This window comes from Streptomyces sp. PA03-5A (assembly GCF_033792725.1).
In the GTDB taxonomy this organism is placed as follows: domain Bacteria; phylum Actinomycetota; class Actinomycetes; order Streptomycetales; family Streptomycetaceae; genus Actinacidiphila.
The window spans coordinates 35018-55325 of sequence record NZ_JARAVL010000017.1 but is presented as its reverse complement, the minus strand read 5'-3'; the positions used below and the strand labels follow the sequence as shown (position 1 = coordinate 55325).

The following is a 20308-nucleotide window of genomic DNA, read 5'->3' as shown; positions in this document are numbered from 1 at the left end:
GTTCCGTCGTACCGTCCCCGCAACGATCCTCTGGAGCTCCCCGTGGTCCGGCGTCCCCTCTCCGCCCTCCTGAGCAGCCGCCCCTCGCTCACCCGCGGCCGTGAGCTCGCGCGGGCCGCCGTCGACAGCACCACGGACGTCCTCCACCCGCTCTTCGTCATCGCGCGCGGGCTGCGCCGCCAGGCCGGCTGGGCGCGCGATTGGTGGGGCAGCACGCCCAAGGACCGGCGCGGACCGGCGCTGATGGCCTCCGTGGGAGCCGGGTTCCTCGTCCTGGTCCTGCTGCCCTACGGGGCCTACCTGATGTTCGCCGCCTGGATGGGTTCCGCCGGCTGGATGGGCCGGGACCGCACACCCGCCCCGACCGGACCGAGCGGCGCGGAGAGCGACCGGCTGACCGCGCTGTACGAGGCCCTGGTGCCGTACCTGTCCGTCGCCGCCGACCCCAGCCCGATCTACGCCCACGACGGCAGCTGGGAGAACGCCTTCGGCGACTACGCCTTCGAGGACGGGCGGCTGGTCCGCCTGCACCTCAAGTACCCCGCCTACTTCACTGACGGCGAGGCCACGGCCAGGGCCCGCGTGGAGCACGTGCTGCACGCCAAGGTGGGGCGCGGCCGCGAGTACCGCTTCGAGTGGAACGAGGAGGAAAACCACCTCACCCTCACCGCGCTCCCCCCGCTGCCCACGGGCATCGCCGCACAGCGTTTCGTCACCTCCCCGGGCGAGACGGTGCTCGGCTTCACCGACCCGGAGGCGGTGCAGCGCACCGTCCCGGTCGAGGACGGCGAGGAGGTCAGGGACGCGCCCCCGGTCGTGTGGCGCACCGGCCCACGCTCCACCGAGCCGCACCTGCTCGCCCTCGGCCAGCCCGGCACGGGCACCACCACGCTGCTGCGCTCCATCGCGCTCCAGGTGCTGCCGGAGGGCGACCTCGTGGTCGTGGACGGCAGCGGGACCGGCGAGCACGCGTGCCTGACCGGACGACCCGGGGTGATGGCCGTCGAGAGCGGCCTGGCGGGCACGCTGGCCACCCTGGAGTGGGCGGCGCACGAGACCGAGCGCCGTCTGATCGCCGTCAACCGGGCCCGGCAGGCCGGGCGTACCGCCCCCGACGACGTACGGCGCCCCTTGTGGATCCTCGTCGACCGGCCGACCGTGCTCAGCCAGCTCGCGCACGCCGAGAGCCGCCCCGACCCGCAGGAGCTGCTGGACATCCCGCTGCGGCACGGCCGCGCGGCCGGGGTGACCGTCGTCGTCGCCGACCACCTCGACGGCGCCGAGGCGCTCTCCCCGGTCGTCATCGCCCACACCAGGGCCCGGGTGCTGCTGGGCGCGGTCACCGCGGAGCAGACCCAGGCGGTGCTCGGCGCGCCGCAGTGCTCCACGTCCGCCGCGGAGGTGCCGCCGGGCCGCGGCTACGTGCGGCTGGGCTCGGGGCCGGTGCTCCGGGTGCAGGTGCCGGCGACCCCGGACCCCTTCGACGAGGACGCCAGCGACGGGCACCGCCAGGCCGTCATGGCGCTGCTGCCGCCCGCGGACGCCGCCACCGGGACGCAGGCGCGGGAGCGGGAGGCGGAGGCCGCGCAGGCTCCCGGGGCGGTCCGGGTCTCCGAGCCCTCGGGCGCGGTCCGGCCGGCCGGCGACCCGGCGCTCGAGCACTGAGCCGGACCGTCGCCGCGCGGGTCAGCGTCGCGGCAGTTCGTGCAGCCGCACCTGGGTCAGCGCGCCTCCGGCCGCCTCGGCGGTGAGGTAGGTGCCGTACGGCTGACGCCTGCGGTCGGTCGGCGATCCGGGGTTGAGCAGCCGCAGCCCGCCCGGCGCCGTGCTGTCCCAGGGGATGTGGCTGTGCCCGAAGACCAGGACGTCCAGGTCGGGGAAGCGCTCCTCGCAGCGGCGTTCGCGCCCCTGGGCAGGGCCGCTGTCGTGCACCACGCCGAAGCGCAGCCCGCCCAGCTCCGCCCGGGCGACCTCGGGCAGCCGCGCGCGCAGGTCGGCGCCGTCGTTGTTGCCGTACACGCCGATCACCCGGCGGGACCGCGCCTGCAGCAGGTCGAGGGTCGCCGCGTCGACCCAGTCGCCGGCGTGGAGGACGGCGTCGGCCTCGGAAATCCGGTCGAGTAGTTCGGCCGGAAGCTCCTTGGCACGTTTGGGCAGGTGTGTATCGGACATCACAAGAAGACGCACACGTCCACGCTATCCGCGTGGGGGGACGGGAGCGGCGCCCGGCACGGCGGCCGAAAGGGAGGCCGACGTCGCGGTGTGCCGCAAGGCGGCGTGGCCAGTGGGGCGACCCCGCGGCCGCCGGGACCGCGGCCTCAGCCATGAAGGGCCCACACGTCATGTGCGGTGACACGACCCCCACCCGCTCGGCGGAACTCGTGCAGCCGGCGGAGCCCGCCTACGTGGGCGCCGCGCGGCACTTCACGTCCGAGTTGCTGGGCCTGTGGGGACTGACCGCGGAGGACCGCATCGCCGCCGAGCTGATCGTCGACGAGCTCGCGGCGAACGCCGCGCGCCACGGCAGGGCGCAGATGTCGGTCCGGCTGTGCATGCACGACGACGGCCTGGTCATCACCGTCACCGACAGCGGCGCGGCCCGGCACCACGACGGGACCTCCCCGGACAGCACCCCGCCGGACGAGCACGGCCGCGGTCTGGAGATCGTGCGCCGGCTGGCCGGGTCCACGTGCATCCACGACGACGAGCGCGGCCGCCGCGTGGTGACCACGCGGCACCTCGCCCCGCTCCAGCGGCCCGTCGCGGGGGTCACCAGCCCGGCGTCGTAGGCGCACGCGCAGGGGCGACAATGAAGGACCGGACAGGACCGGGCCGGCCCAACGTCCCCGGGATGCAGGCCACATGGGTGTCCGCGCCGGTCCCGTTGGACGCCGGCCCGCACCCCGAGGAACGAGAGTGACCGCGTGAACCCGCACAAGCCCTCCGGGACCTCCCCCGCCGTCCCGCCGCACCGCGTCCTGGTGCTGCTGTTCGACGGACTGCAGCTGATGGACGTGACCGGCCCGCTGGACGTGTACGCGGCGGCGAACGAGTACGGCGCCCACTACGCGATGAGCACCGTCTCGCCGGACGGCGGGCCCGTGACCACCACCGCGGGGCTGCGGCTCATGCCGGACCTGTCGCTGGACGAGGTGGACTTCCCGGTCGACACCCTCGTCATCCCCGGGCGTCCCGACTGGTGGGCGGCGGTCTCCGACACCGCGCTCGTGGCGGGCATCACCCGGCTCGCGGACCGCTCCCGCACCGTCGCCTCGGTCTGCGCCGGCGCTTTCCCCCTGGCCGCGACCGGGCTGCTGGACGGACGCCGGGCGGCGACGCACTGGCGGCTGGCGGGCGACCTCGCCGCCCGCTACCCGAAGGTGGAGGTGGACGACGACGCGATCTTCGTACGGGACGGCCGGTTCATCACCTCGGCGGGCATCAGCGCCGGGATCGACCTGACCCTGTCCCTGGTCGAGTCCGACCTCGGGCCGGACATCGCCCGCAAGGCCGCCAAGTTCCTGGTGGTCTTCATGGCGCGGCCGGGCGGCCAGTCGCAGTTCAGCGTGCGGCAGAGCCCGCGGCACCCCGCGCACTCGGTGCTGCGCGGGGTGCTCGACCAGGTGGCCGCCGATCCCTCGGGGGACCACGGCCTGCCCGCGCTGGCGGCGCGGGCGGGGGTGAGTTCACGTCATCTGACCCGGCTGTTCCGCACCGAGACGGGCGGCACGGCCTCGGAGTACGTGGAACGCGTCCGCGTCGAGGCCGCCCAGGCGCTGCTGGAGGCGGGCGACGACGCCCTCGACGTGGTGGCCCGGCGCAGCGGTTTCGGGTCGGAGGAGACGATGCGCCGGGCGTTCCGGCGCCGTCTGGGCGTCAGCCCGGGGGCGTACCGTGACCGCTTCCGCACCACCCGGCCGCACGGCAGCCGGGAGGGGTGAGCGGGCGGCCCGCCCCGGCCGCCCGGCCGCTGTGGCTGCCTCCGGCCGGGTCACTCCGCCCAGGGCGACTGCAGGATGGTGTCCACGAAGTTCCCGCGGACGAAGCCCGGTACGAAGCGCTCCAGGACGTCGGCCTTGACGTTGCCGAACGTCGTGCCGGGGCGCGGCGCGATGCCGTGGGTGAACTCCTTGAGGATGTTGTTCTTGAAGTCGGGCCGCGGGTGGACGGCGACGACCGCCTCGCGCTCCTGCGGCGTGATCTCGTCGTACCCGATGCCGAGGACGTCGACCTCGACCCCCGAGGTGACCAGGGCGATCTCGGGCGCCATGTGCCACGGGATCTCCGGCGTGGTGTGCAGGGCGATCGCCTCCCACACCACCCGCGCGCGGTCCTCGGGGACGTCGTGCTCCAGCAGGAAGCGGCGGGCCTCGTCGGCGCCGTCGATCTCGAAGCGCTGGTCGGTACGGGCGTAGGTGTCGGTCAGTCCGAGGTCGTGGAAGAGGGCGCCAACGTACAGCAGCTCGGGGTCGAAGTCCCACCCGCGGTTGCGGCCGCGCATCGACGCCCAGAAGTACACCCGGCGGGAGTGGTGGAAGACCACCGGGTCGGCGGCCTTGCGCACCAGTTCGGTCGCCTCCGTCACGAGCAGGGTGCCGGGCACCTCGATGTCCGCGATGATTTCAGCCACGTCGAATCTCCTGACAGGTTTCCGGTTCCGGCGGCGTCCGGGCGGGCCGCCCGGTGCCGTTGGATCCATCGTCGGACGCGGCGGCGGTCCCCGCCGGATGCCGGACGGACGCGCGACCCTCGGATCGGGACACGCGTCCGGCCGGCCGTACCGGGAGGGGCGGCGGTCAGGACGCGTCGGCGAGTTCCGCGATGACCTGCGCGTGGCACGGCTCGGGCAGGCACCAGCAGCCCAGCCTGCGGCCGCGCAGCGCGGGCAGCATCGCGAGCAGGTCGGGGCGGCCCAGCAGGTGTTCGCGGTACTTGTCGAGGACCTCCTGGCGGGTGCCGTCCCGCCCTGGGCGGTAGGGGCTGGCCAGCGGGGAGCCGGCCAGGTGCCAGCCGCCGCGGTGCGTCGGGCGGCCCACGTAGACGACGTCCGCGTACGCGGGGTCGTCGCGGTGGCCCTTGAGATTCACGACGGTGGTGCGGGGCTCGGTCTCGCTCATGACCAGTTCCTTCCCACGGTCCGGGGCGCCGATGGGCGTCAGGGCAGCTTGGCCGCCAGGACGTCCACCGCGCGGATGTCCGGCGGCGAGCCGAGCTTCGTCTTCGCCGCCTCCGCCAGGGCGGCGGCGATGCGGCCCGACAGGTGGCCGGCGCGGCCCGCCTCGTCCTCGAAGGTGTCGAAGACGCCGAAGGTGGTGGCGTCCTCGCGGAACGCGAACCAGGTGACGGTGTGCTCCTCCTCCCGGGCCGCCGCCAGTGCGTCGCGCAGCATGGCCGCGACCTCCTCCGCGTGCTCCGGCCTGGCCTCGATGCGGGCCAGCAGGCCGATCTTCGTCATCGTGTGCTCCGTCTCGGTGGTCGTGCGGTGGTGGACGTCGTCCGGCCGGACACCGGAAACCTATGCCGCGCGGCACCCCTGCCCCCAGCGTCGGAAACGACATGTTCGATACCGTTTCCGTCATGGACGTGGCAGTGGTGGCGTACGACGGTGTGTTCGACTCCGGTCTCTCGGCGGTCCTCGACGTCCTCGAGGCGGCCAACGCGATGCGCGGCGAGCTCCCGCAGCCGCCGCCCGCCTGGAAGGTGACGACGGTCGGCCCGCGCCGCCGGGTCCGCACCGGCGCCGGGCACACGGTGGCGGCGGCACCGGCCGGCGAGGCCGCGGGGGCGGATCTGCTGCTCGTCCCGGCACTCGCGGAGCGCCGGCCGGACGCCCTCGTGGAGCGCGTCTCGGGGCCAGGCACGGCCGCCGTGCGCCGTCTGGTGGCGGCCACGCGCGAGCGCGGCAGGCCCGTCGCCTCGGCCTGCACGGGCACCTTCCTGCTCGCCGAGTCCGGGGTGCTGGACGGGCGGCGCGCCACGACCAGCTGGTGGCTGGCCCCGGTCTTCCGGCAGCGCTACCCGGCCGTCACGGTCGACGAGACCCGCATGGTGACCAGTTGCGACGGGGTCACGACGGCGGGCGCGGCCTTCGGCCACGTCGACCTGGCGCTGGCGGTGGTGCGCATGTCCAGCCCGGCACTGGCCGATCTGGTCGCCCGCTACCTGGTCGTGGACGAGCGCCCGTCGCAGTCGGCGTACACCATCCCCAGCGCCCTGGCCCAGGCCGATCCGACGGTGGCCGGCTTCGAGCGCTGGGTGCGGCTGCGTCTGGAGGAGTCCATCAGCATCGCCGAGGCGGCCCGCGCCCTGGGGGTCGGCGAGCGGACCCTGCAGCGGGCCGTGCGGCGGGTCCTGGGCGTGTCCCCGGTCCGTTTCGTGCAGGACCTGCGCGTCGAGCAGGCCACGCACCTGCTGCGCACCACCGACCTCCCCGTCGAGGTCGTCGCCCGCCGCGTGGGCTACGAGCACGCCAACACCCTGCGCGTCCTGCTCCGCGACCGCACCGGCACGACGGCCGGCGGCCTGCGCGGCCGATGAGCCCTGTGATCCCGGCGGGCCCCGTCGTCCCGGCAGGCAATTGGCGCGCGCCTTCCCCCGGACGCCTGTACGGTGCGGAGCCGTGGGAACGGACATCCACGGCGGCATCGAGTTCCGCCATCCGCTGGCATGAGGTCGACTACGCCTCCTTCGGCTACCTCTTCGGGGTGCGCAACACCCTCGGGTTCCGCCCCCTCGCGGCGGGCCGGGGCCTGCCGGAGGACCTGTCCGGCCGCTTCCGCGAGGGGCTCGCGCCGTGGGTGGAGTCCGGGGCCATGGACGGGGCCGGCTGGGTCACCTGGACCGAGCTCGCCGCCGCCGACCGGGCAGCCGTCCCCGAGCACTTCGTGGGCCGGGTGACGTGGCGGCGGCCGTCGCAGCCGGGACCGCCCTGCCGGTGCTTCGTACCGGCCGTGTGGCCGCCGGACGTGGTCGCGGCCGTGGGGCCGCGGCCGCCCGAACTGGACGGCGCCACGCACGGGTTCACCTGGAGCGGTCCGGCGGGGGAATGCCGTTACGAGCCGCTGACCGCGGGCCTGGTCCTGGGCGAGGGCACGCACTGGCCCCATGTCTTCGCCGTGATGGAGGCACTCGCGGGCCGCTTCGGCCCGGACGGCGTCCGGCTGGCGGTCGCCTTCGACTGAGCCGGGCCGTCCTACGCTGAGGGTGTGATCACCAAGCGGCGCACCCGGGGCGCCGCCGCGGCTGCGGCCGTGGCGTGGTCGCTGCTGACCGTGTTCCTGCTGGCGGTGACCGCCTTCACCGCGGCCCACGGCGCGTACGAGACCGGGGTGATCGGCCGCGAGGTACGCATGGTGCTGACCGGGTGCGAGCAGCGCCCCGAACGCGGCCGCGCCCCCATGCAGTGCACGGGCGTGCCGCTGGAGGCCGTCACGGGCCGGGATCCGTCACCGGAGCCGGTGAAGGTGCGCCACGCGGGCAGCCCGGGGCAGGTGGTGGGCGTGGTGCGGACTGCGTGGGGGACTCACATGGCCACGGACCGCCGTCCCGGGGCGCGGGCGGCGGCGGTCCTGGCGACGATGGTGCCGCTCACCGCCGCCGTGCTGTGCGGCTGCGCCGCCGCCCGGCGGGCGGCCTCGGGCAGGGGGCGTCAGGGACGGACGTAGCGCAGGACGCCGAACATGGCGTCGGCGGGGAGTTCCTCGCCAGGGTCGGCGACGCAGGCGTCGAGGCCCTTGCGCAGGGCGGCCGCGTCGAGGCCCGCACCGATCATCACCAGCCGGGTGGCGCGGGACTCGTCCCGGGACCAGACGGACGGCAGGAAGCGCAGGAAGCCGCCGACGGAGTGCAGGGTGTACTTCTGCTCGTGGGCCGGTGCGGCGAAGCGCAGGAAGCCCTTCATCCGGTACAGGCCCGCGGGCCTGCCGTCGAGGAACTCCATCAGCCGGCGCGGGTGCAGCGGCGCCTCGGAGGTGAACTCCACGCTGTCGTACGCCGCGTGGAGATGGCCGGTGTGGTCGCCGTCCGCGTGGTGCTCGTGCCCGTCGTCCGCGTACAGCTCGTCGAACGACAGCTGGCGGGCGGCCGTGCCGTCGGCCGCGCGCGGCCGGGGCTCGAAGAGCAGGGCGGGGTCCACACGGCCGTGGGCGGCCTCGACCAGCGGTGTTCCGGGGGCCACGGCGGCCAGTGCCTCGCGGACCCGTTCACGGCCGGCGGCGCCGACGCGGTCGGTCTTGTTCAGGACGACGAGGTCGGCGGCCCGCACATGGCGGTCGAGTTCGGGGTGCCGGGCGCGTACCGCCTCGTACTCGGCGGCGTCGACGACCTCGACCAGCCCGCCGTAGGTGATGGCGGTGTCGGTACTGGCCAGCAGCAGCCGGATCATGCCCTGGGGCTCGGCGAGACCGCTCGCCTCGATGACGATGACGTCGATGCGGGCCTGCGGACGGGAGAGCCTGGCGAGCATGTCGTCCATCTCCGTGGCGTCCACGGCACAGCACAGGCAGCCGTTGTCGAGGGCGACCATGGAGTCGACCTGGCCGGCGACGGAGAGCGCGTCGATGTTGATGCTGCCGAAGTCGTTGACGATCGCGCCGATGCGGGTACCGCCGCTGTTGCGCAGGAGGTGGTTGAGGAGCGTGGTCTTTCCCGAGCCCAGGAATCCCGCGATGACGACGACCGGAATCCGTTGCTTGGCCAAGGCTTCCTCTCCGGGTACGGGCTGCCGGCCCCTCATCGTAAGCCCCGCGCACCCCGAGGTGCTTCGTGCGGGTGAACCGGCCCCCGGTGCAGAACCGGGGCGGGGGCCGCGCGGTCTTCCGAGGCGTCCACGGGGATGGCTCTACGACGGAGGAGGCGCCCATGGCGGAGCAGGAGGCGGACCGCGGCACGGTCCTGGTGTGCATCGCCGCGGAGGACGAGGAGACGGCGTACCGCATCGTCGACCTGATCTCCGGGCGGCACCCGGCGACGGAACCACAGCTGCGGCGCACCCGCGAGGGCACGGTCGCGTGCGCGCTGCGGGCTCAGACGCTCCGGGTGCTGGGCGACGGCTGACACGGTTCGGCGGGCCGGTCCGCCGGCCCGCCGGGCACCGAGGAACGTGCCGGGTGCTAACCGAACTCGCCCTCGCGCACACCCTCCCGGAACGCCGTCCACTCCTGCGCGGTGAAGCGCAGGGGCGGCAGGTCCCTGTTCTCGGAATCACGGATGGCGACGGCTCCACCGCCGAGGTCCGCCACCTCGACGCACTCCGGCAGGTAGCCGCTCTTGCTGCTCTTGACCCAGCGCGCTTCCCTCAGGTCCCGCGCGTAGAGGTCGGCCTTTCTCGTTCGCATGAGAACCTCCGTTCGAGGTTCGTGCGGATGTTCCCTCCCCACCCTCACTCCGACCCCTGCCTCCGCGCAACCATGCGGGTGCGGCCGCCGCCCCCGGGGGGCAACGGAGCCGTCGGCGATCCCGGCTTGACGGGCCCGCTCACCAGGGCGGTCGACCGGCCTCGGCGGGCCGGCCCGTCAAGCGGGGTGGGACGCGATGAGCCCTAGCCGAACTCGCCGTCGCGCACGCCCTCCCGGAACGCCGTCCACTCCTGCGCGGTGAACCGCAGCGGTGGCAGGTCGCTGTTGTTCGAGTCGCGGATCGCGACGGCTCCGTCGGCGAGCTCCGCGACCTCCACGCAGTCCGTCCGGTAGGGGCTCTTGCTGCTCTTGACCCAGCGCGCTTCCGTCAGGTCACGCGCGTAAAGTTCGGTCTTCCTCGCTTGCATGAGAAGCTCCGTTCGGATCTCGATCGGATGTTCCCCCTTCCCACCCTCATCCCGTCCCTCCCACCTCGCAACCGGCGCCCTGCCCGTGATCACGACGCAGCCCCGTACCAGCTCAAGTACCCACGGCCGAGGGGTTGCTGACGACACGTCGCCATTCGGTCGCGCCCTGTCGCGAAACGCCGGGACGGGGCACCATCGAACACATGGCGACATCCTCGGGGTGCGATGTCTGCGGGCGGGAGGACGACACCGTCCGCGACTGCGGTATCCGCCACCTCCCGCTCGCCGTGTGCGACGCGTGCTTCGCGGACATGGCGCGGGCCCGGCGCGGCCCGCTGCCGCGTCCGCTGGACGGCGCAGAGGTGATGGCCGCCGTGCTGGAGGCGCTTCACGAGGACAGCCGGCGCTCCTCCTGAGCGGGGCCCGGCGCGGGCGGATCGGCGAAGGTCGACGGCAGCACGGCCCGGCCCCGGACCGCCCCCACCGGCACGGGACGGGACCGCCGCGGGTCGGCGGCGGACAGCCCCTCGGCCCGCAGGGCCACTGCGCGCACGGGGTCGCCGTGCGGGCCGAGGGCCTCGTGCATGGCGTAGGCGGCCTCGGCGAGTTCACCGGGGTCGGAGGTGGGCTCCGGCAGGGTGCGGCTGCGGCTGACGGACGAGCCGCCGGCGAGCCGCACGGTCAGGGTGAGGCCGGTGGCGGTGCGTCCGGTGCTGCGCAGCCGGTCGCCGAGACCGAGCCCGAGTTCGAGGACGGCGCGGCTCAGCGCGCCCCGGTCGGTGGCGTCGGCGGTGAACAGGCGGTCGGCGGCGAGCGAGCCGGGCGGGTGCTCGGGGGTGATCGGGGCGGGGTCGAGACCGTGCGCGCGTTCCCACACGCCGCGTCCGGGAGCGGCGCCGAGGATCGCCTGGACGTCGGGCAGCGGCGCGGCGGCGACCCTGCCGACGGTGTCCAGCCCGGCCGCGACCAGCGCACGGACGGCCTCCGCCGTGATCCCGGGCAGCGCCGCGACCGGCTTGGCGCGCAGGAAGTCGGCGACGGCCCGCGAGTCGGAGTCGACGGCCCGGATCCGGCCGACCAGGACGTCGTACGCGGCCATGGCGGCGACCGTGCGGCTCCCGGCGACGCCGATCGTGAGGCCCACGTCGTACAGGGCGGAGGCCCGGGTGCTGATCATGAGGGCGAGCTGCTCGGGCAGCAGCCCGTAGAAGCTCACCGCGGAGCGCACGTCGGCCACGACCGCGTCCGGCGGCTCGGCGCGGACAACGGGGGTGAACTGGCCGACGAGCCCGGCCAGCGCCGCGAGCGTCGCCGGGTCGGTCCCGCCGCAGCGGATGTAGAGCACGCAGGGCCCGGGGTCCTGGTGCGGCTCGGCCTCGACCATGGTCTGCCCGCCTCCACCTCGTTCGAACAACTGCTCGAATTCGAGTGTAGGGCATTCCAGGGCCCCGCGTCCGGCTCATAGGGTCGTCGCATGACCCTGACCGCCGTGCAGCGCCGAGCCCTGCTGGAGTCCGACGCCAACACCGGGCAGTTGGGCGCGCGCGAACCGACCTGCGCGGCGCTGGCCAGGCAGGGCCTCGCCGTGCGGTACGGCCGCACCGGCGGCTGGTACCTCACCCAGGAGGGCCGCCGGGTGCGCGCGGAACTGGCGCGCGTGGAGCTCCCCCACCCGCACACCGGGGCGACGCCCGGGACGGAGCCGGAACCTCGCCAGGAGCCCGCCGAGCGCGGCTTCGCGGCCGACGACGGGCACGGCACGGGAGCCCCCGCCCCCGGTCGCGCCGCCGAGGTCGCATCGGCCTGGTCGGGGCTGCTGGAGATCCGCCGCGTCCTGCAGGACGGCGACACCACGCGGCCCGCGCCCTGGGAACGCGAGCGCCACGTCCACGCGGTGGCCCTGGCCCTGGAGGCGGCCGGGAGGCCACCGTCCGCGCGCGGCACCGCCGGGCGTCCCCCGGCCGCCGGCTACGCCGTCGCGCCCGCCGCCCAGAGCGGGGTCGCCGAGGTGTCCTGGCACTCCCCCGCCGGGGACGCCCCCGGCACGGCCGAGGCCGAGCTGGCCCGGTGCCAGGGCGTCCTGGAGGGGTACGGCTGGCAGTGCACCCTCCACCACGACCGGCGGCGGCGGGCGTTCCTCCTGGTCTCGCCCCGCCGGGCCTGAGGGAGCAGGATGGAGGCAGCGACCGTAGGAGGTCCGCCATGAAGTCCACGTCCTCGGACGCCGATCCGTACCTCTACGCCGAGACCCCCTCCCAGGCGGAGGGCGAACGGATCTACGACGACGCCGAGCGAAGCACGATGGAGATCCACCCGGACGTTCCCCGGACGACCCCCTCCCAGGCGGAGGGCGAGCGCATGGACGACATCCCGCCCAAGTGAACCGCCGGCGCGGACCCGCGCCGTCCGCCCGTCCGTCCGTCCGTCAGCGATCCCTGCGGGACAGCACCGCCAGGGCGAGGACGAGGACGGCCAGCCCCGCCCAGGACAGCGGCGTGGGCCGCTCCCCGAGGACGGCCACCCCGAGCAGGGCGGCCACGGCGGGCTCGGCGAGGGTGAGCGTGGTCGCGGCCGAGGCCGGTGTGTGCCGCAGTCCGCGCCCGAACAGCCGGTAGGCCAGGAAGGTCGTCAGCACCGCCAGGTGCAGGACCACCGCGGCGCCCCTCGGCGTGCCGAGCCACACCACGCCCGCGGCGAGCACCACCGGGAGGGTCAGCAGACCGGCGGACCCGAAGAGCACTCCCATCACGGCGCCCGGCGCCTGCCCGCGTCCGATGAAGTGCCCGCCGACCAGGGAGTACACCGCGTACGAGAGCCCGGCCAGCGCCGCCAGTGCCACCCCCGCGGCGTCCGTGCGCGCGGCGGGACCGGCGTCCGCGCCGCCGAGCACCAGCAGCCCGCAGCCGAGGACGGCCACGGCCGTCGCGGCGGCCCACCGGCGGCTCGGGCGGTGCAGGCCCACCGCCCAGGCCAGCAGCCCGGTGAAGACGGGCGCGCTGCCCAGGGCGATGACGGTGGCCACGGCGACCCCGGTACGCGAGACCGCCGGGTAGAAGGAGAGCGGGTAACCGGCGACGGCGAGGGCGCCGACGGCGAGCAGGGCTCCTCCACCGCGCCCCGCGGTGCGTAGCAGGGTCCGCGCTCCCTTGGCCCCGGCCAGCAGCAGGAGCCCGCCGAGGGTGAGTCCGGCACTTCCGACCGCGGCGGGCGGGGCACCGGCGGGCGCGAAGGACGCGGCGGTGCCGGTGGTGCCCCACAGCAGGGCGGCGGCGAGGATCGGCAGCGCGCCCTGGACGAACCGCGGCCGGGGGCCGACGGCGCCGGGCGCGAGCGGGCGTGCGGGGGCGAGGGAGGGGGTGCTGTCCGGCACGGAGATGGCCTTTCGTCACGAATCGGAGGAAACGGATCCGGAACGGGCGCACCACACCTGCCCCTGGCGGCCGGGCGGCCTGCCGGGGGTGGGGGTCCGAGTCGTCAGTGAGTGCGCCCGGTCAGGCGCACAGCGGCGGAAGGACGACGTGCCAGTGGGAATTCACCCGACGATCCTACCGAAGGGCGGGCATGGCAGGGTGAACGCATGCCGATCACTGATGTCACCGATGAGCAGCCCGGACGGGTCATCGACCTGCGCAGCGACACCGTCACGGGGCCCGGCGCGGACATGCGCCGCGCCATGGCGGAGGCCGAGGTGGGCGACGACGTCTTCGCCGACGACCCCACCGTGCGCGCCCTCCAGGACCGGATCGCGGAGCGGCTCGGCTTCGAGGCCGCGCTGTTCGTCTCGTCCGGGACGCAGAGCAACCTGTGCGCGCTGCTGACGCACTGCGGCCGCGGTGACGAGTACATCGCCGGGCAGTCGGCGCACGTGTACCGCTGGGAGGGCGGCGGCGGTGCCGTGCTCGGCGGGATCCAGCCGCAGCCGCTGCCCCACCGGGAGGACGGGACGCTGGACCCGGCCGACATCGCGGCCGCGGTGAAGCCCGACGACCCGCACTTCCCGCGCACCCGGCTGCTGTGCCTGGAGAACACCATCGGCGGCCGGGTCGTCCCCACGGACTACCTGCGGACCGCGACCGGGCTGGCGCGTGAGCACGGGCTGGCCACGCACCTGGACGGGGCCCGGCTGTTCAACGCGGCGGTCGCCGCGGGCGGCGACCCGTACGAGCAGGCGCGGCTGATCGCCGGCTACTTCGACAGCGTCTCGGTCTGCTTCAGCAAGGGCCTGGGCGCACCGGTCGGCTCCGCGCTCCTGGGCAGCCGGGAGTTCGTGGCGCGGGCGCTGCGCTGGCGCAAGGCGCTCGGCGGCGGGATGCGGCAGGCGGGCATCATCGCGGCGGGCGCCCTGTACGCGCTGGAGCACCAGGTGGCGCGGCTCGCCGAGGACCACGCGAACGCCGCGCTGTTCGCGGAGGGGATCAAGGACGTGCCCGGTCTGGTCGTGGGCGACTCCCAGACCAACATGGTCTTCGCCGAGCCGGCGCCGGGGCTGTCCGCCGAGGAGGTGCAGGAGCGCCTCGCGCGGCGCGGACTGCACTGCGCCGGCTACCCCGGACGGCTGCGCTTCGTCTTCCACCTGGACGTGTCGCGCGCCGACACGGAGGAGGCCGTACGCATCGTCCGCGAGGCCCTGGACGGCGCCGCGCACGGCTGACGGCCCGCCATCTCCCTTTCCCGCACCGGTCGTTCCGCAACCTCCGGTGCCTCCCGCGTGTCCTAGGGGGTGAGGTCGTCGCGCGACGGCCTCGACGGGGAAGGGGAAGCGATGAGAGCGGGAGCGTCAGCGGGACGCCGGGCGGGGGCCGCCCTCGCGGTGGCGGTGATGGCCGTGACACCGGTCGTGGCGGGGGGCGGCACGGCGCAGGCCGCGTCGTCGTGCACGACGAGCAAGGGGCCGTACCAGAAGCAAGTGGAGAAGTTCCTGGGGCGGCCGGTGGACGGGAAGCAGTCGGCGGCCGACTGCAAGGCGATACGCGCCTTCCAGACGAAGAACGGGATATCCCCGAACATCGGCTACGCGGGCCCGGTGACCTGGGGCGTCATGAAGATCATGAACGCCCAGAAGGCCGCGGGCGGCAATCCCAACAAGGCCGGCAAGTGCCCCACGAACAAGGGGCGGATCGCGTGCGTGGACCTCACGCGGCAGCTGAGCTGGATACAGGACGGCAAGAAGCTGAAGTTCGGGCCGGTCCCGGTGCGGACGGGCCGCAACGGCTACGAGACGCGCACCGGTGCCAAGAAGATCTACTGGCGCCACAAGGACCACTGGTCGACGCTCTACAACGTGGCCATGCCCTACAGCCAGTTCTTCGACGGCGGGCAGGCGTTCCATTCGATCGCGGGCAGCGTGTGGTCGCCGCCGGGGTCGCACGGCTGCGTGAACATGCGCAGCGGGGACGCCAAGAAGTACTGGAGCCTGCTGAAGAACGGCGACGACGTGTACGTGTACGGGCGCAAGCCCGGCACGTGACGCGCCGCGGCGCCGGCAGGGGCGGGCGGGACCGGGCGGGGCTCCGCACGGCCCCGCCCGCCCTTCTTGGTCCAGACCTCTTGACGGCGCCTGGGGGCGGCAGTTCAATCACGGCGTGAACTAAGTCTTGAACTCACCCGGACGGGGATCCCGTGCCCCCACGCACGAGGGTGCAAGAAATGTCAGGTGCATGACTAGCGCTACCACACCCGGCCCTCCGTCCGTCACCCCCACGACCGCCCCGAAAGGCAGCCCCCTGTGAAGGCACTCCCCCCACGCCCCCGCCCGCGCCGACGCGTGCGCGCCCGCGGCCTGCTCACCGCCGCCACCGCCGGGCTCCTTGCCCTCGCCGCCCTCACCACCACCGGCCCCACCGGCCATCCCCTCCCCGCGGCCCCCGCCGCCACCGCCGCGGTCACCACCTTCGCCGACGAGTTCGACGGCGCGGCCGGCAGCGCCGTCGACGGCGGCAAGTGGCAGATCGAGACCGGCGACAACGTCAACAACCACGAACGGCAGTACTACACCGCCGGGAACCGCAACGCGGCCCTCGACGGCCAGGGCCACCTCGTCATCACCGCCCGCAGGGAGAACCCCGCCGGTTACCAGTGCTGGTACGGCAGTTGCCAGTACACCTCCGCCCGGCTCAACACCTCGGGCCGCTTCACCACCACCTACGGCCACGTCGAGACCCGGATGAAGATCCCGCGCGGCCAGGGCATGTGGCCCGCGTTCTGGATGCTGGGCAACGACATCGGCAACGTCGGCTGGCCGGCCAGCGGCGAGATCGACATCATGGAGAACGTCGGCTTCGAGCCCGGCACCGTCCACGGCACGATCCACGGCCCTGACTACTTCGGCTCCGGCGGCATCGGGGCGGGCTACACCCTGCCGGGCGGCCAGGCCTTCGCCGACGCGTTCCACACCTTCGCCGTCGACTGGAGCCCGGACGCCATCAGCTGGTCCGTCGACGGCACCGTCTACCAGCGGCGCACCCCGGCCGACCTCGGCGGCCGCCCGTGGGTGTTCAACAAGCCGTTCTTCGTCATCCTCAACCTCGCGGTGGGCGGCTACTGGCCGGGCGACCCCGACGGCAGCACCGCCTTCCCGCAGCAGCTGGCCGTCGACTACGTCCGCGTCACCACCTCCGACGGCGGGGGCGGGGGCGGGGGCGGCACGACGGGCCGCATCACGGGCCTGGCCGGCAAGTGCGTCGACGTCGCCGGGGCCAACCCCGCCAACGGCACCCCCGTCCAGCTCTACGACTGCAACGGCACCGCCGCCCAGCAGTGGACCGCGGCCTCCGACGGCACCCTGCGCGCCCTGGGCAAGTGCCTGGACGTCAAGGACTTCGGCACCGCCGACGGATCCCAGCTGCAGCTGTGGGACTGCGGCGGCGGCACCAACCAGAAGTGGGTCCTCTCCGGTGCGCGCGACATCGTCAACCCGCAGGCGAACAAGTGCCTCGACGTCACCGGCAACAACTCCGCCAACGGCACCCGGCTCCAGTTGTGGACCTGCACCGGCGGCGCCAACCAGAAGTGGACGCTGACCCCCTGACCACCCGCTCAGCTGACCCGCTGACCGCCGCGCCCCTGAACTCAGATCGGCGCACTGGAAACTGACGGACCGTCATGACAGGGTCACCTCATGACGGAACCCCTCCCCCTCGCCGGACGCGCGGCGCTGGTCACCGGCGCGTCCGGCGGGATCGGGCTGGCCGTCGCCGCGGAACTGGCCGCCGCGGGCGCGCGCATCCTGCTGACCGCCCGCGACCCGGTCCGGCTGGAGGCGGCGGCCGGGCGGCTGCGCGCCGCCGGGCACACCGTGGCCACCCTGGCCGGGACGGTCGCCGACCCCGGCCACCTCGCGCAGTGCGCGGCGCTCGCGGTGCGCGCGCTCGGCGGCCTGGACGTCCTGGTCAACAACGCCGCCACCAACCGCCCGTACGGGCCGCTCGTGGAGGCCGACCCGGACCAGTGGCGGGCCGCGTTCGCGGTCAACGTCGAGGCGCCCCTGCGGCTGACCCAGCTGGCGTGGCGGGCCTGGATGCGCGAGCACGGCGGCGCGGTGGTCAACGTCTGCACCGAGGGCGCCGGGCACGTCGGGCCGAACGTCGGCGCCTACGGCACCAGCAAGGCGGCGCTGCTGCACCTGACGGCGCAGCTCGCGGGCGAACTCGGCCCGGCGGTGCGGGTCAACGCGGTCTCCCCCGGCCTGGTGCGCACCGAGATGGCGCGCTTCGTGTGGCAGGACGCCGAGCGCGCGATCGCCGCCGCGCTGCCGATGGGACGGATCGGCGAACCCGGCGACGTCGCCCGGGCCGTGCGCTGGCTCGCCTCCGACGAGGCGGCCTGGGTCACCGGCGCCGAGCTGGTGGTGGACGGCGGGACACGGGTCCGTGCCGCCCGCACCGCCCGCACCGGCGGCACGGGCGGCACGGAGCGGTCGGGCGCCGGCGGCGGTGCCGCCGACGCCGTACAGGAGCGGCTGCTCGGCCGCCGGCCCGCTCCGGAGGGTCAGAACTGCACGTCGGAGCAGGCGTAGAAGGCGTTGCCGGTGTCCGCCACGGACCAGACGGCCAAGATGATGTGCCGTCCGGTCCTGCTGGGCATGGTGCCCTGGTGGGTGACCGTGGCGGGCGGCCGGGCGCCGTTGTAGTTGACGGTCAGGAACGGTGTCAGGGTCAGCGCGGAGCGGGTGAGCGGCCGGCTGGGGTCGAAGCCCTGCTTGGTGATGTAGTACTTGAAGTCGCTGGTGGCGTGCGAGGCGGTGAACTGCCACCGGAAGCTGTAGTTTTGACCGGACGTCACCTTCGTGGTGGGCCAGCCGGTGCCGCCGCGCGGGTCGTCGAGCTGGGCGAACCGGCTGTTGCCGCCGGCACAGAGGGTGCCGTCGGACGGGCCGGAGGACGGGAAGCCCTTGGGGCCCTCGACGCTCTGCGGCTCCCACTGGATGTCGCCGCAGTTGGTCACGGTGCCGTTGGCGCAGACCTTCTGACGGCTGATCGGGGCGTCGGTGTAGCCGTGGCTCCAGGCGCTGCCGGTGCCGAGCACGGACAGCCCGACGAGGCCCAGGCCGACGACGGCGGCGCCGAATTTCCTGTGCATGCTTCGCTCCTCGGAGAACGTGGGGGAGTTCTGAGAGCAGTGCGCAGCCCGCAGGCACTAGGTCTAGACCAAGAGCGAAGGTACTCCCATGAGTTGGTCATGTCTAGACCAAAAACAAAGGGAAGCCCCGGCCAGGACGGGGGGATCTGGCCGGGGCAGCTGGGGGTTCGCCGCGGACGCTCCTGGGTCCGCCGGGCGATCTGAAACTAGTTTAACAGTGAAAGAGGAGTGCTTCGTGCCACTCAAACTTGTCAACGTTGTGGTGTCCCGCACATGCGTGGGTCCAGCACCCGCTGCAGCCGGTACGCCACGGGCCGGAAGCCCACCTCCGGCCAGTGCGCCGCCGACACCGGCGAAAGCGCCGGCCAACTGGCCGTGATGTGCCGGTAGCCGCTGTCGTACGCCCACGCCAGCGCCGTCGCGAGCAGCACCCGGCTGATGCCCTCGCCCCGCGCGGCCTGGGTCACGTACGCCTCGGCCAGTTCCACGCACCCGTCGGGCACGACGGGGCCCGGCGCCGCCGGTGTCAGCACCACCATGCCGATCTCCTCGCCCCTGCGGGCGGCGACCCACGCCCCGCAGCGCGCATCGGCCAGTGCGGGCGCGTAGTGCGTCCGCAGCCTCGCCAACGCCCCCTCGGGCTGCGGCCGGAACACCGCAGTCCCGCGGTCCGCGCGTGCCGCCTCCACCGCCATCCGCCCGATCCGGTCCAGGTCGCCGGGCCCCGCGCGGCGCACCGACAGCGCGTCCACACCGCGCGGCTGCCGCCCGCGCGGCCGCACCGCCATCAGGCCCCGCACCCGCTCCAGACCGAAGCCGGAGCGGAACCAGGCCGAGGCGACCGCCTCGTCGGCGGGGAGGTCCACGTAGTGCACCGGCCGGCGCTCCGCGACCAGGCGCGCGGCCACCGCCGCGTACAGCCCGCGCAGCACGTCCTCCCGCACCCCGTCCCGGCCGCCGCGCAGCGCGTGCCCCCCGTACGAGACCAGCGCGGAGCGCGGGTGGGCGCGCAAGCCCGCGCGGTCGTCCTCCGCGAGGTCGAGCGGGGTCGCGGCGAGGTAGCCGGTGAGCGCCCCGTCACCGCCCCGGGCGAGGACGGCCTCCACGCGCGGCTCGGCCAGGATCTTGCCCAGCAGTTCCTCACCCGGCGGCGGCGCGGTGGTCCGGCCGGACTGGTGGGGCAGCGCCTTGCGGGCCCTGGCGTGCCAGCGGTCGAGGAGGGCCGCTGCCTCGGGGACGTGCTCGGTGGTCAGCGGAGCGATGGCGACAGTCATGGTGGTCCGCGACGGTAACGGTCACGGCGGTACGGCGGCAAGGGCCGCCGGGTCACCCGGTCCAGGCCGGGTGCCGCGGGTCGTCGGTGTGCACCAGGACGTCCGCGGTCTCCCCGGGCGCCGTCTCCTGCTCGTAGCGGGCGTACGCCGGGAGCGTCCAGCGCTCGTCCTGCGGTGTGCGGCGGGCCAGGGCCGCCCCCGACATCCGCAGGTGGACGCAGAGGTCGAAGGGGAAGCCGTAACCCTGCAGGAGCGCACCCTCCAGCAACAGCACGCCCCCGGGCGGGAGTTCCTCGTACCCGGCCCGCGTCGCACGGTCGGTCACCGGGTCCCGCAACGAGGGCAGCACCCGCCCGGTGCCTCCGGGCGCGAGCGGATCGAAGACCTCCCGCCACAGGGCCCCGGTGTCCAGCCAGCGCTCGTAGTAGGCGTCGGAGTCGTGGCGCCCCGTTTCGTAGCGCTGCGAGGCGGGCCGCCAGAAGGTCTGCGCCCGCACCCGCACGACCGGCCGGCCACTGAGCCGCAGCGCCTGCGCCAGCGCCTCCCCCAGCGCGTCCGGGCGCGTGGCCGGGGCCCCGTCGATCGCGACCCTGGGACGCTCGCCGCCGTCGTCGGGCTTCAGCTCCAGCACGCGGTCCACGACAGCCTCGGTCAGCCGTTCCCAGGTCACAGGCGTCAGTCGCACGCCCCCCAT

General features: G+C 74.5%; 26 protein-coding genes. 14 read left to right on the top strand and 12 right to left on the bottom strand.

Features of this window, described 5'->3' with window-relative positions:
* The first annotated feature begins 42 nt into the window (after positions 1-42).
* Entirely contained in the window at positions 43-1665 is a 1623-nt protein-coding gene (locus PV410_RS21940; protein ID WP_500326952.1) for a hypothetical protein, read from the top strand.
* A gap of 21 nt (positions 1666-1686) precedes the next feature.
* Here the strand turns inward: PV410_RS21940 and PV410_RS21935 are convergent, their stop codons facing one another.
* Positions 1687-2187 carry a metallophosphoesterase family protein gene (locus PV410_RS21935; RefSeq protein WP_499510294.1) on the bottom strand — a complete coding sequence of 167 codons (501 nt, stop codon included), beginning with the start codon at positions 2185-2187 and terminating at the stop codon, positions 1687-1689.
* Positions 2188-2342: 155 nt separating this feature from the next.
* On the opposite strand from PV410_RS21935, the gene PV410_RS21930 reads away from it, so the two are divergent.
* Positions 2343-2789 (top strand): ATP-binding protein, encoded by a 447-nt coding sequence (locus tag PV410_RS21930; protein WP_500326950.1) that lies wholly within the window; start codon positions 2343-2345, stop codon positions 2787-2789.
* Between the two features lie 135 nt (positions 2790-2924).
* Entirely contained in the window at positions 2925-3941 is a 1017-nt protein-coding gene (locus PV410_RS21925; protein ID WP_500326949.1) for a GlxA family transcriptional regulator, read from the top strand.
* Between the two features lie 50 nt (positions 3942-3991).
* Here the strand turns inward: PV410_RS21925 and PV410_RS21920 are convergent, their stop codons facing one another.
* From PV410_RS21920 to PV410_RS21910, 3 genes are all read right to left on the bottom strand, one after another.
* The gene (locus PV410_RS21920) at positions 3992-4630 is read right to left on the bottom strand and encodes an HD domain-containing protein (protein ID WP_500326947.1); all 639 of its coding nucleotides are present in this window, start codon (positions 4628-4630) and stop codon (positions 3992-3994) included.
* Positions 4631-4796: 166 nt separating this feature from the next.
* A complete protein-coding gene (locus tag PV410_RS21915; RefSeq protein ID WP_499510298.1) occupies positions 4797-5117 on the bottom strand; it encodes a DUF4326 domain-containing protein in 321 nt (106 codons plus the stop codon).
* Positions 5118-5155: 38 nt separating this feature from the next.
* Positions 5156-5455 carry a putative quinol monooxygenase gene (locus tag PV410_RS21910; RefSeq protein WP_500326945.1) on the bottom strand — a complete coding sequence of 100 codons (300 nt, stop codon included), beginning with the start codon at positions 5453-5455 and terminating at the stop codon, positions 5156-5158.
* Between the two features lie 122 nt (positions 5456-5577).
* On the opposite strand from PV410_RS21910, the gene PV410_RS21905 reads away from it, so the two are divergent.
* From PV410_RS21905 to PV410_RS21895, 3 genes are read left to right on the top strand one after another with little or no spacing between them, the layout of a single operon-like run.
* Complete coding sequence (locus PV410_RS21905) at positions 5578-6537, top strand: GlxA family transcriptional regulator (protein ID WP_500326943.1); 960 nt, start codon at positions 5578-5580, stop codon at positions 6535-6537.
* The gene (locus tag PV410_RS21900; protein WP_500326942.1) at positions 6534-7181 is read left to right on the top strand and encodes a hypothetical protein; all 648 of its coding nucleotides are present in this window, start codon (positions 6534-6536) and stop codon (positions 7179-7181) included. Before PV410_RS21905 ends, PV410_RS21900 begins: the two co-directional genes overlap by 4 nt.
* 24 nt (positions 7182-7205) lie before the next feature.
* Complete coding sequence (locus tag PV410_RS21895; protein WP_500326940.1) at positions 7206-7664, top strand: hypothetical protein; 459 nt, start codon at positions 7206-7208, stop codon at positions 7662-7664.
* On the opposite strand, the gene PV410_RS21890 is transcribed toward PV410_RS21895, so the two are convergent.
* Positions 7649-8698: a CobW family GTP-binding protein gene (locus PV410_RS21890; protein WP_500326938.1), complete on the bottom strand. Its 1050-nt coding sequence runs from the start codon at positions 8696-8698 to the stop codon at positions 7649-7651. The genes PV410_RS21895 and PV410_RS21890 overlap by 16 nt on opposite strands.
* A 161-nt stretch (positions 8699-8859) precedes the next feature.
* Between PV410_RS21890 and PV410_RS21885 the strand changes: the two genes are divergently transcribed.
* Positions 8860-9054, top strand: coding sequence for a hypothetical protein (locus tag PV410_RS21885; RefSeq protein WP_500326936.1), 195 nt, complete (start codon positions 8860-8862; stop codon positions 9052-9054).
* Positions 9055-9110: 56 nt separating this feature from the next.
* Here PV410_RS21885 and PV410_RS21880 read toward each other — a convergent pair whose 3' ends face one another.
* Positions 9111-9335 carry a DUF397 domain-containing protein gene (locus PV410_RS21880; RefSeq protein ID WP_500326934.1) on the bottom strand — a complete coding sequence of 75 codons (225 nt, stop codon included), beginning with the start codon at positions 9333-9335 and terminating at the stop codon, positions 9111-9113.
* 203 nt (positions 9336-9538) lie between these two features.
* Positions 9539-9763: a DUF397 domain-containing protein gene (locus PV410_RS21875; RefSeq protein ID WP_500326932.1), complete on the bottom strand. Its 225-nt coding sequence runs from the start codon at positions 9761-9763 to the stop codon at positions 9539-9541.
* Positions 9764-9966: 203 nt separating this feature from the next.
* Here PV410_RS21875 and PV410_RS21870 point away from each other — a divergent pair, with 203 nt between their 5' ends.
* Positions 9967-10179, top strand: a complete 213-nt coding sequence (locus PV410_RS21870) for a hypothetical protein (RefSeq protein WP_500326930.1) — start codon at positions 9967-9969, stop codon at positions 10177-10179.
* On the opposite strand, the gene PV410_RS21865 is transcribed toward PV410_RS21870, so the two are convergent.
* Complete coding sequence (locus PV410_RS21865) at positions 10152-11147, bottom strand: DNA polymerase Y family protein (RefSeq protein WP_500326928.1); 996 nt, start codon at positions 11145-11147, stop codon at positions 10152-10154. The two genes, PV410_RS21870 and PV410_RS21865, sit on opposite strands and share 28 nt — an antisense overlap.
* 90 nt (positions 11148-11237) lie before the next feature.
* Between PV410_RS21865 and PV410_RS21860 the strand changes: the two genes are divergently transcribed.
* Together PV410_RS21860 and PV410_RS21855 are read left to right on the top strand one after the other, a co-directional pair.
* Positions 11238-11927: a hypothetical protein gene (locus PV410_RS21860; protein WP_500326926.1), complete on the top strand. Its 690-nt coding sequence runs from the start codon at positions 11238-11240 to the stop codon at positions 11925-11927.
* A gap of 38 nt (positions 11928-11965) precedes the next feature.
* On the top strand, positions 11966-12145 hold the full coding sequence (locus tag PV410_RS21855; protein ID WP_500326924.1) for a hypothetical protein: 180 nt from the start codon (positions 11966-11968) through the stop codon (positions 12143-12145).
* A gap of 43 nt (positions 12146-12188) precedes the next feature.
* Here the strand turns inward: PV410_RS21855 and PV410_RS21850 are convergent, their stop codons facing one another.
* Positions 12189-13133 carry a DMT family transporter gene (locus PV410_RS21850; protein WP_500326923.1) on the bottom strand — a complete coding sequence of 315 codons (945 nt, stop codon included), beginning with the start codon at positions 13131-13133 and terminating at the stop codon, positions 12189-12191.
* Between the two features lie 207 nt (positions 13134-13340).
* Here PV410_RS21850 and ltaE point away from each other — a divergent pair, with 207 nt between their 5' ends.
* The 4 genes from ltaE (at position 13341) to PV410_RS21830 (ending at position 17777) form a co-directional block, all read left to right on the top strand.
* On the top strand, positions 13341-14414 hold the full coding sequence (ltaE, locus tag PV410_RS21845; protein WP_500326921.1) for a low-specificity L-threonine aldolase: 1074 nt from the start codon (positions 13341-13343) through the stop codon (positions 14412-14414).
* Positions 14415-14582: 168 nt separating this feature from the next.
* A complete protein-coding gene (locus PV410_RS21840) occupies positions 14583-15230 on the top strand; it encodes a L,D-transpeptidase family protein (protein ID WP_500326919.1) in 648 nt (215 codons plus the stop codon).
* Between the two features lie 297 nt (positions 15231-15527).
* Positions 15528-16790 (top strand): RICIN domain-containing protein, encoded by a 1263-nt coding sequence (locus PV410_RS21835; RefSeq protein ID WP_500327186.1) that lies wholly within the window; start codon positions 15528-15530, stop codon positions 16788-16790.
* Positions 16791-16880: 90 nt separating this feature from the next.
* A complete protein-coding gene (locus PV410_RS21830) occupies positions 16881-17777 on the top strand; it encodes an SDR family oxidoreductase (RefSeq protein ID WP_500326917.1) in 897 nt (298 codons plus the stop codon).
* Here the strand turns inward: PV410_RS21830 and PV410_RS21825 are convergent.
* The 3 genes from PV410_RS21825 to PV410_RS21815 all read right to left on the bottom strand — a co-directional run bounded on the left by PV410_RS21825 (position 17750) and on the right by PV410_RS21815 (position 20299).
* Positions 17750-18340: a lytic polysaccharide monooxygenase auxiliary activity family 9 protein gene (locus tag PV410_RS21825; protein WP_500326915.1), complete on the bottom strand. Its 591-nt coding sequence runs from the start codon at positions 18338-18340 to the stop codon at positions 17750-17752. The two genes, PV410_RS21830 and PV410_RS21825, sit on opposite strands and share 28 nt — an antisense overlap.
* A gap of 251 nt (positions 18341-18591) precedes the next feature.
* Positions 18592-19614 carry a GNAT family N-acetyltransferase gene (locus tag PV410_RS21820; protein ID WP_500326914.1) on the bottom strand — a complete coding sequence of 341 codons (1023 nt, stop codon included), beginning with the start codon at positions 19612-19614 and terminating at the stop codon, positions 18592-18594.
* Positions 19615-19666: 52 nt separating this feature from the next.
* Entirely contained in the window at positions 19667-20299 is a 633-nt protein-coding gene (locus tag PV410_RS21815; protein WP_500326912.1) for a nucleoside/nucleotide kinase family protein, read from the bottom strand.
* Positions 20300-20308 lie beyond the last annotated feature (9 nt).

Coding starts and splice junctions, on each gene's coding strand:
- PV410_RS21930 (WP_500326950.1), top strand. CDS start 2,343: ATGTGCGGTGACACGACCCCCACCCGCTCGGCGGAACTCGTGCAGCCG.
- PV410_RS21915 (WP_499510298.1), bottom strand. CDS start 5,117: ATGAGCGAGACCGAGCCCCGCACCACCGTCGTGAATCTCAAGGGCCAC.
- PV410_RS21910 (WP_500326945.1), bottom strand. CDS start 5,455: ATGACGAAGATCGGCCTGCTGGCCCGCATCGAGGCCAGGCCGGAGCAC.
- PV410_RS21905 (WP_500326943.1), top strand. CDS start 5,578: ATGGACGTGGCAGTGGTGGCGTACGACGGTGTGTTCGACTCCGGTCTC.
- PV410_RS21900 (WP_500326942.1), top strand. CDS start 6,534: ATGAGCCCTGTGATCCCGGCGGGCCCCGTCGTCCCGGCAGGCAATTGG.
- PV410_RS21885 (WP_500326936.1), top strand. CDS start 8,860: ATGGCGGAGCAGGAGGCGGACCGCGGCACGGTCCTGGTGTGCATCGCC.
- PV410_RS21880 (WP_500326934.1), bottom strand. CDS start 9,335: ATGCGAACGAGAAAGGCCGACCTCTACGCGCGGGACCTGAGGGAAGCG.
- PV410_RS21875 (WP_500326932.1), bottom strand. CDS start 9,763: ATGCAAGCGAGGAAGACCGAACTTTACGCGCGTGACCTGACGGAAGCG.
- PV410_RS21870 (WP_500326930.1), top strand. CDS start 9,967: ATGGCGACATCCTCGGGGTGCGATGTCTGCGGGCGGGAGGACGACACC.
- PV410_RS21865 (WP_500326928.1), bottom strand. CDS start 11,147: ATGGTCGAGGCCGAGCCGCACCAGGACCCCGGGCCCTGCGTGCTCTAC.
- PV410_RS21860 (WP_500326926.1), top strand. CDS start 11,238: ATGACCCTGACCGCCGTGCAGCGCCGAGCCCTGCTGGAGTCCGACGCC.
- PV410_RS21855 (WP_500326924.1), top strand. CDS start 11,966: ATGAAGTCCACGTCCTCGGACGCCGATCCGTACCTCTACGCCGAGACC.
- ltaE (WP_500326921.1), top strand. CDS start 13,341: ATGCCGATCACTGATGTCACCGATGAGCAGCCCGGACGGGTCATCGAC.
- PV410_RS21840 (WP_500326919.1), top strand. CDS start 14,583: ATGGCCGTGACACCGGTCGTGGCGGGGGGCGGCACGGCGCAGGCCGCG.
- PV410_RS21830 (WP_500326917.1), top strand. CDS start 16,881: ATGACGGAACCCCTCCCCCTCGCCGGACGCGCGGCGCTGGTCACCGGC.
- PV410_RS21825 (WP_500326915.1), bottom strand. CDS start 18,340: ATGCACAGGAAATTCGGCGCCGCCGTCGTCGGCCTGGGCCTCGTCGGG.
- PV410_RS21820 (WP_500326914.1), bottom strand. CDS start 19,614: ATGACTGTCGCCATCGCTCCGCTGACCACCGAGCACGTCCCCGAGGCA.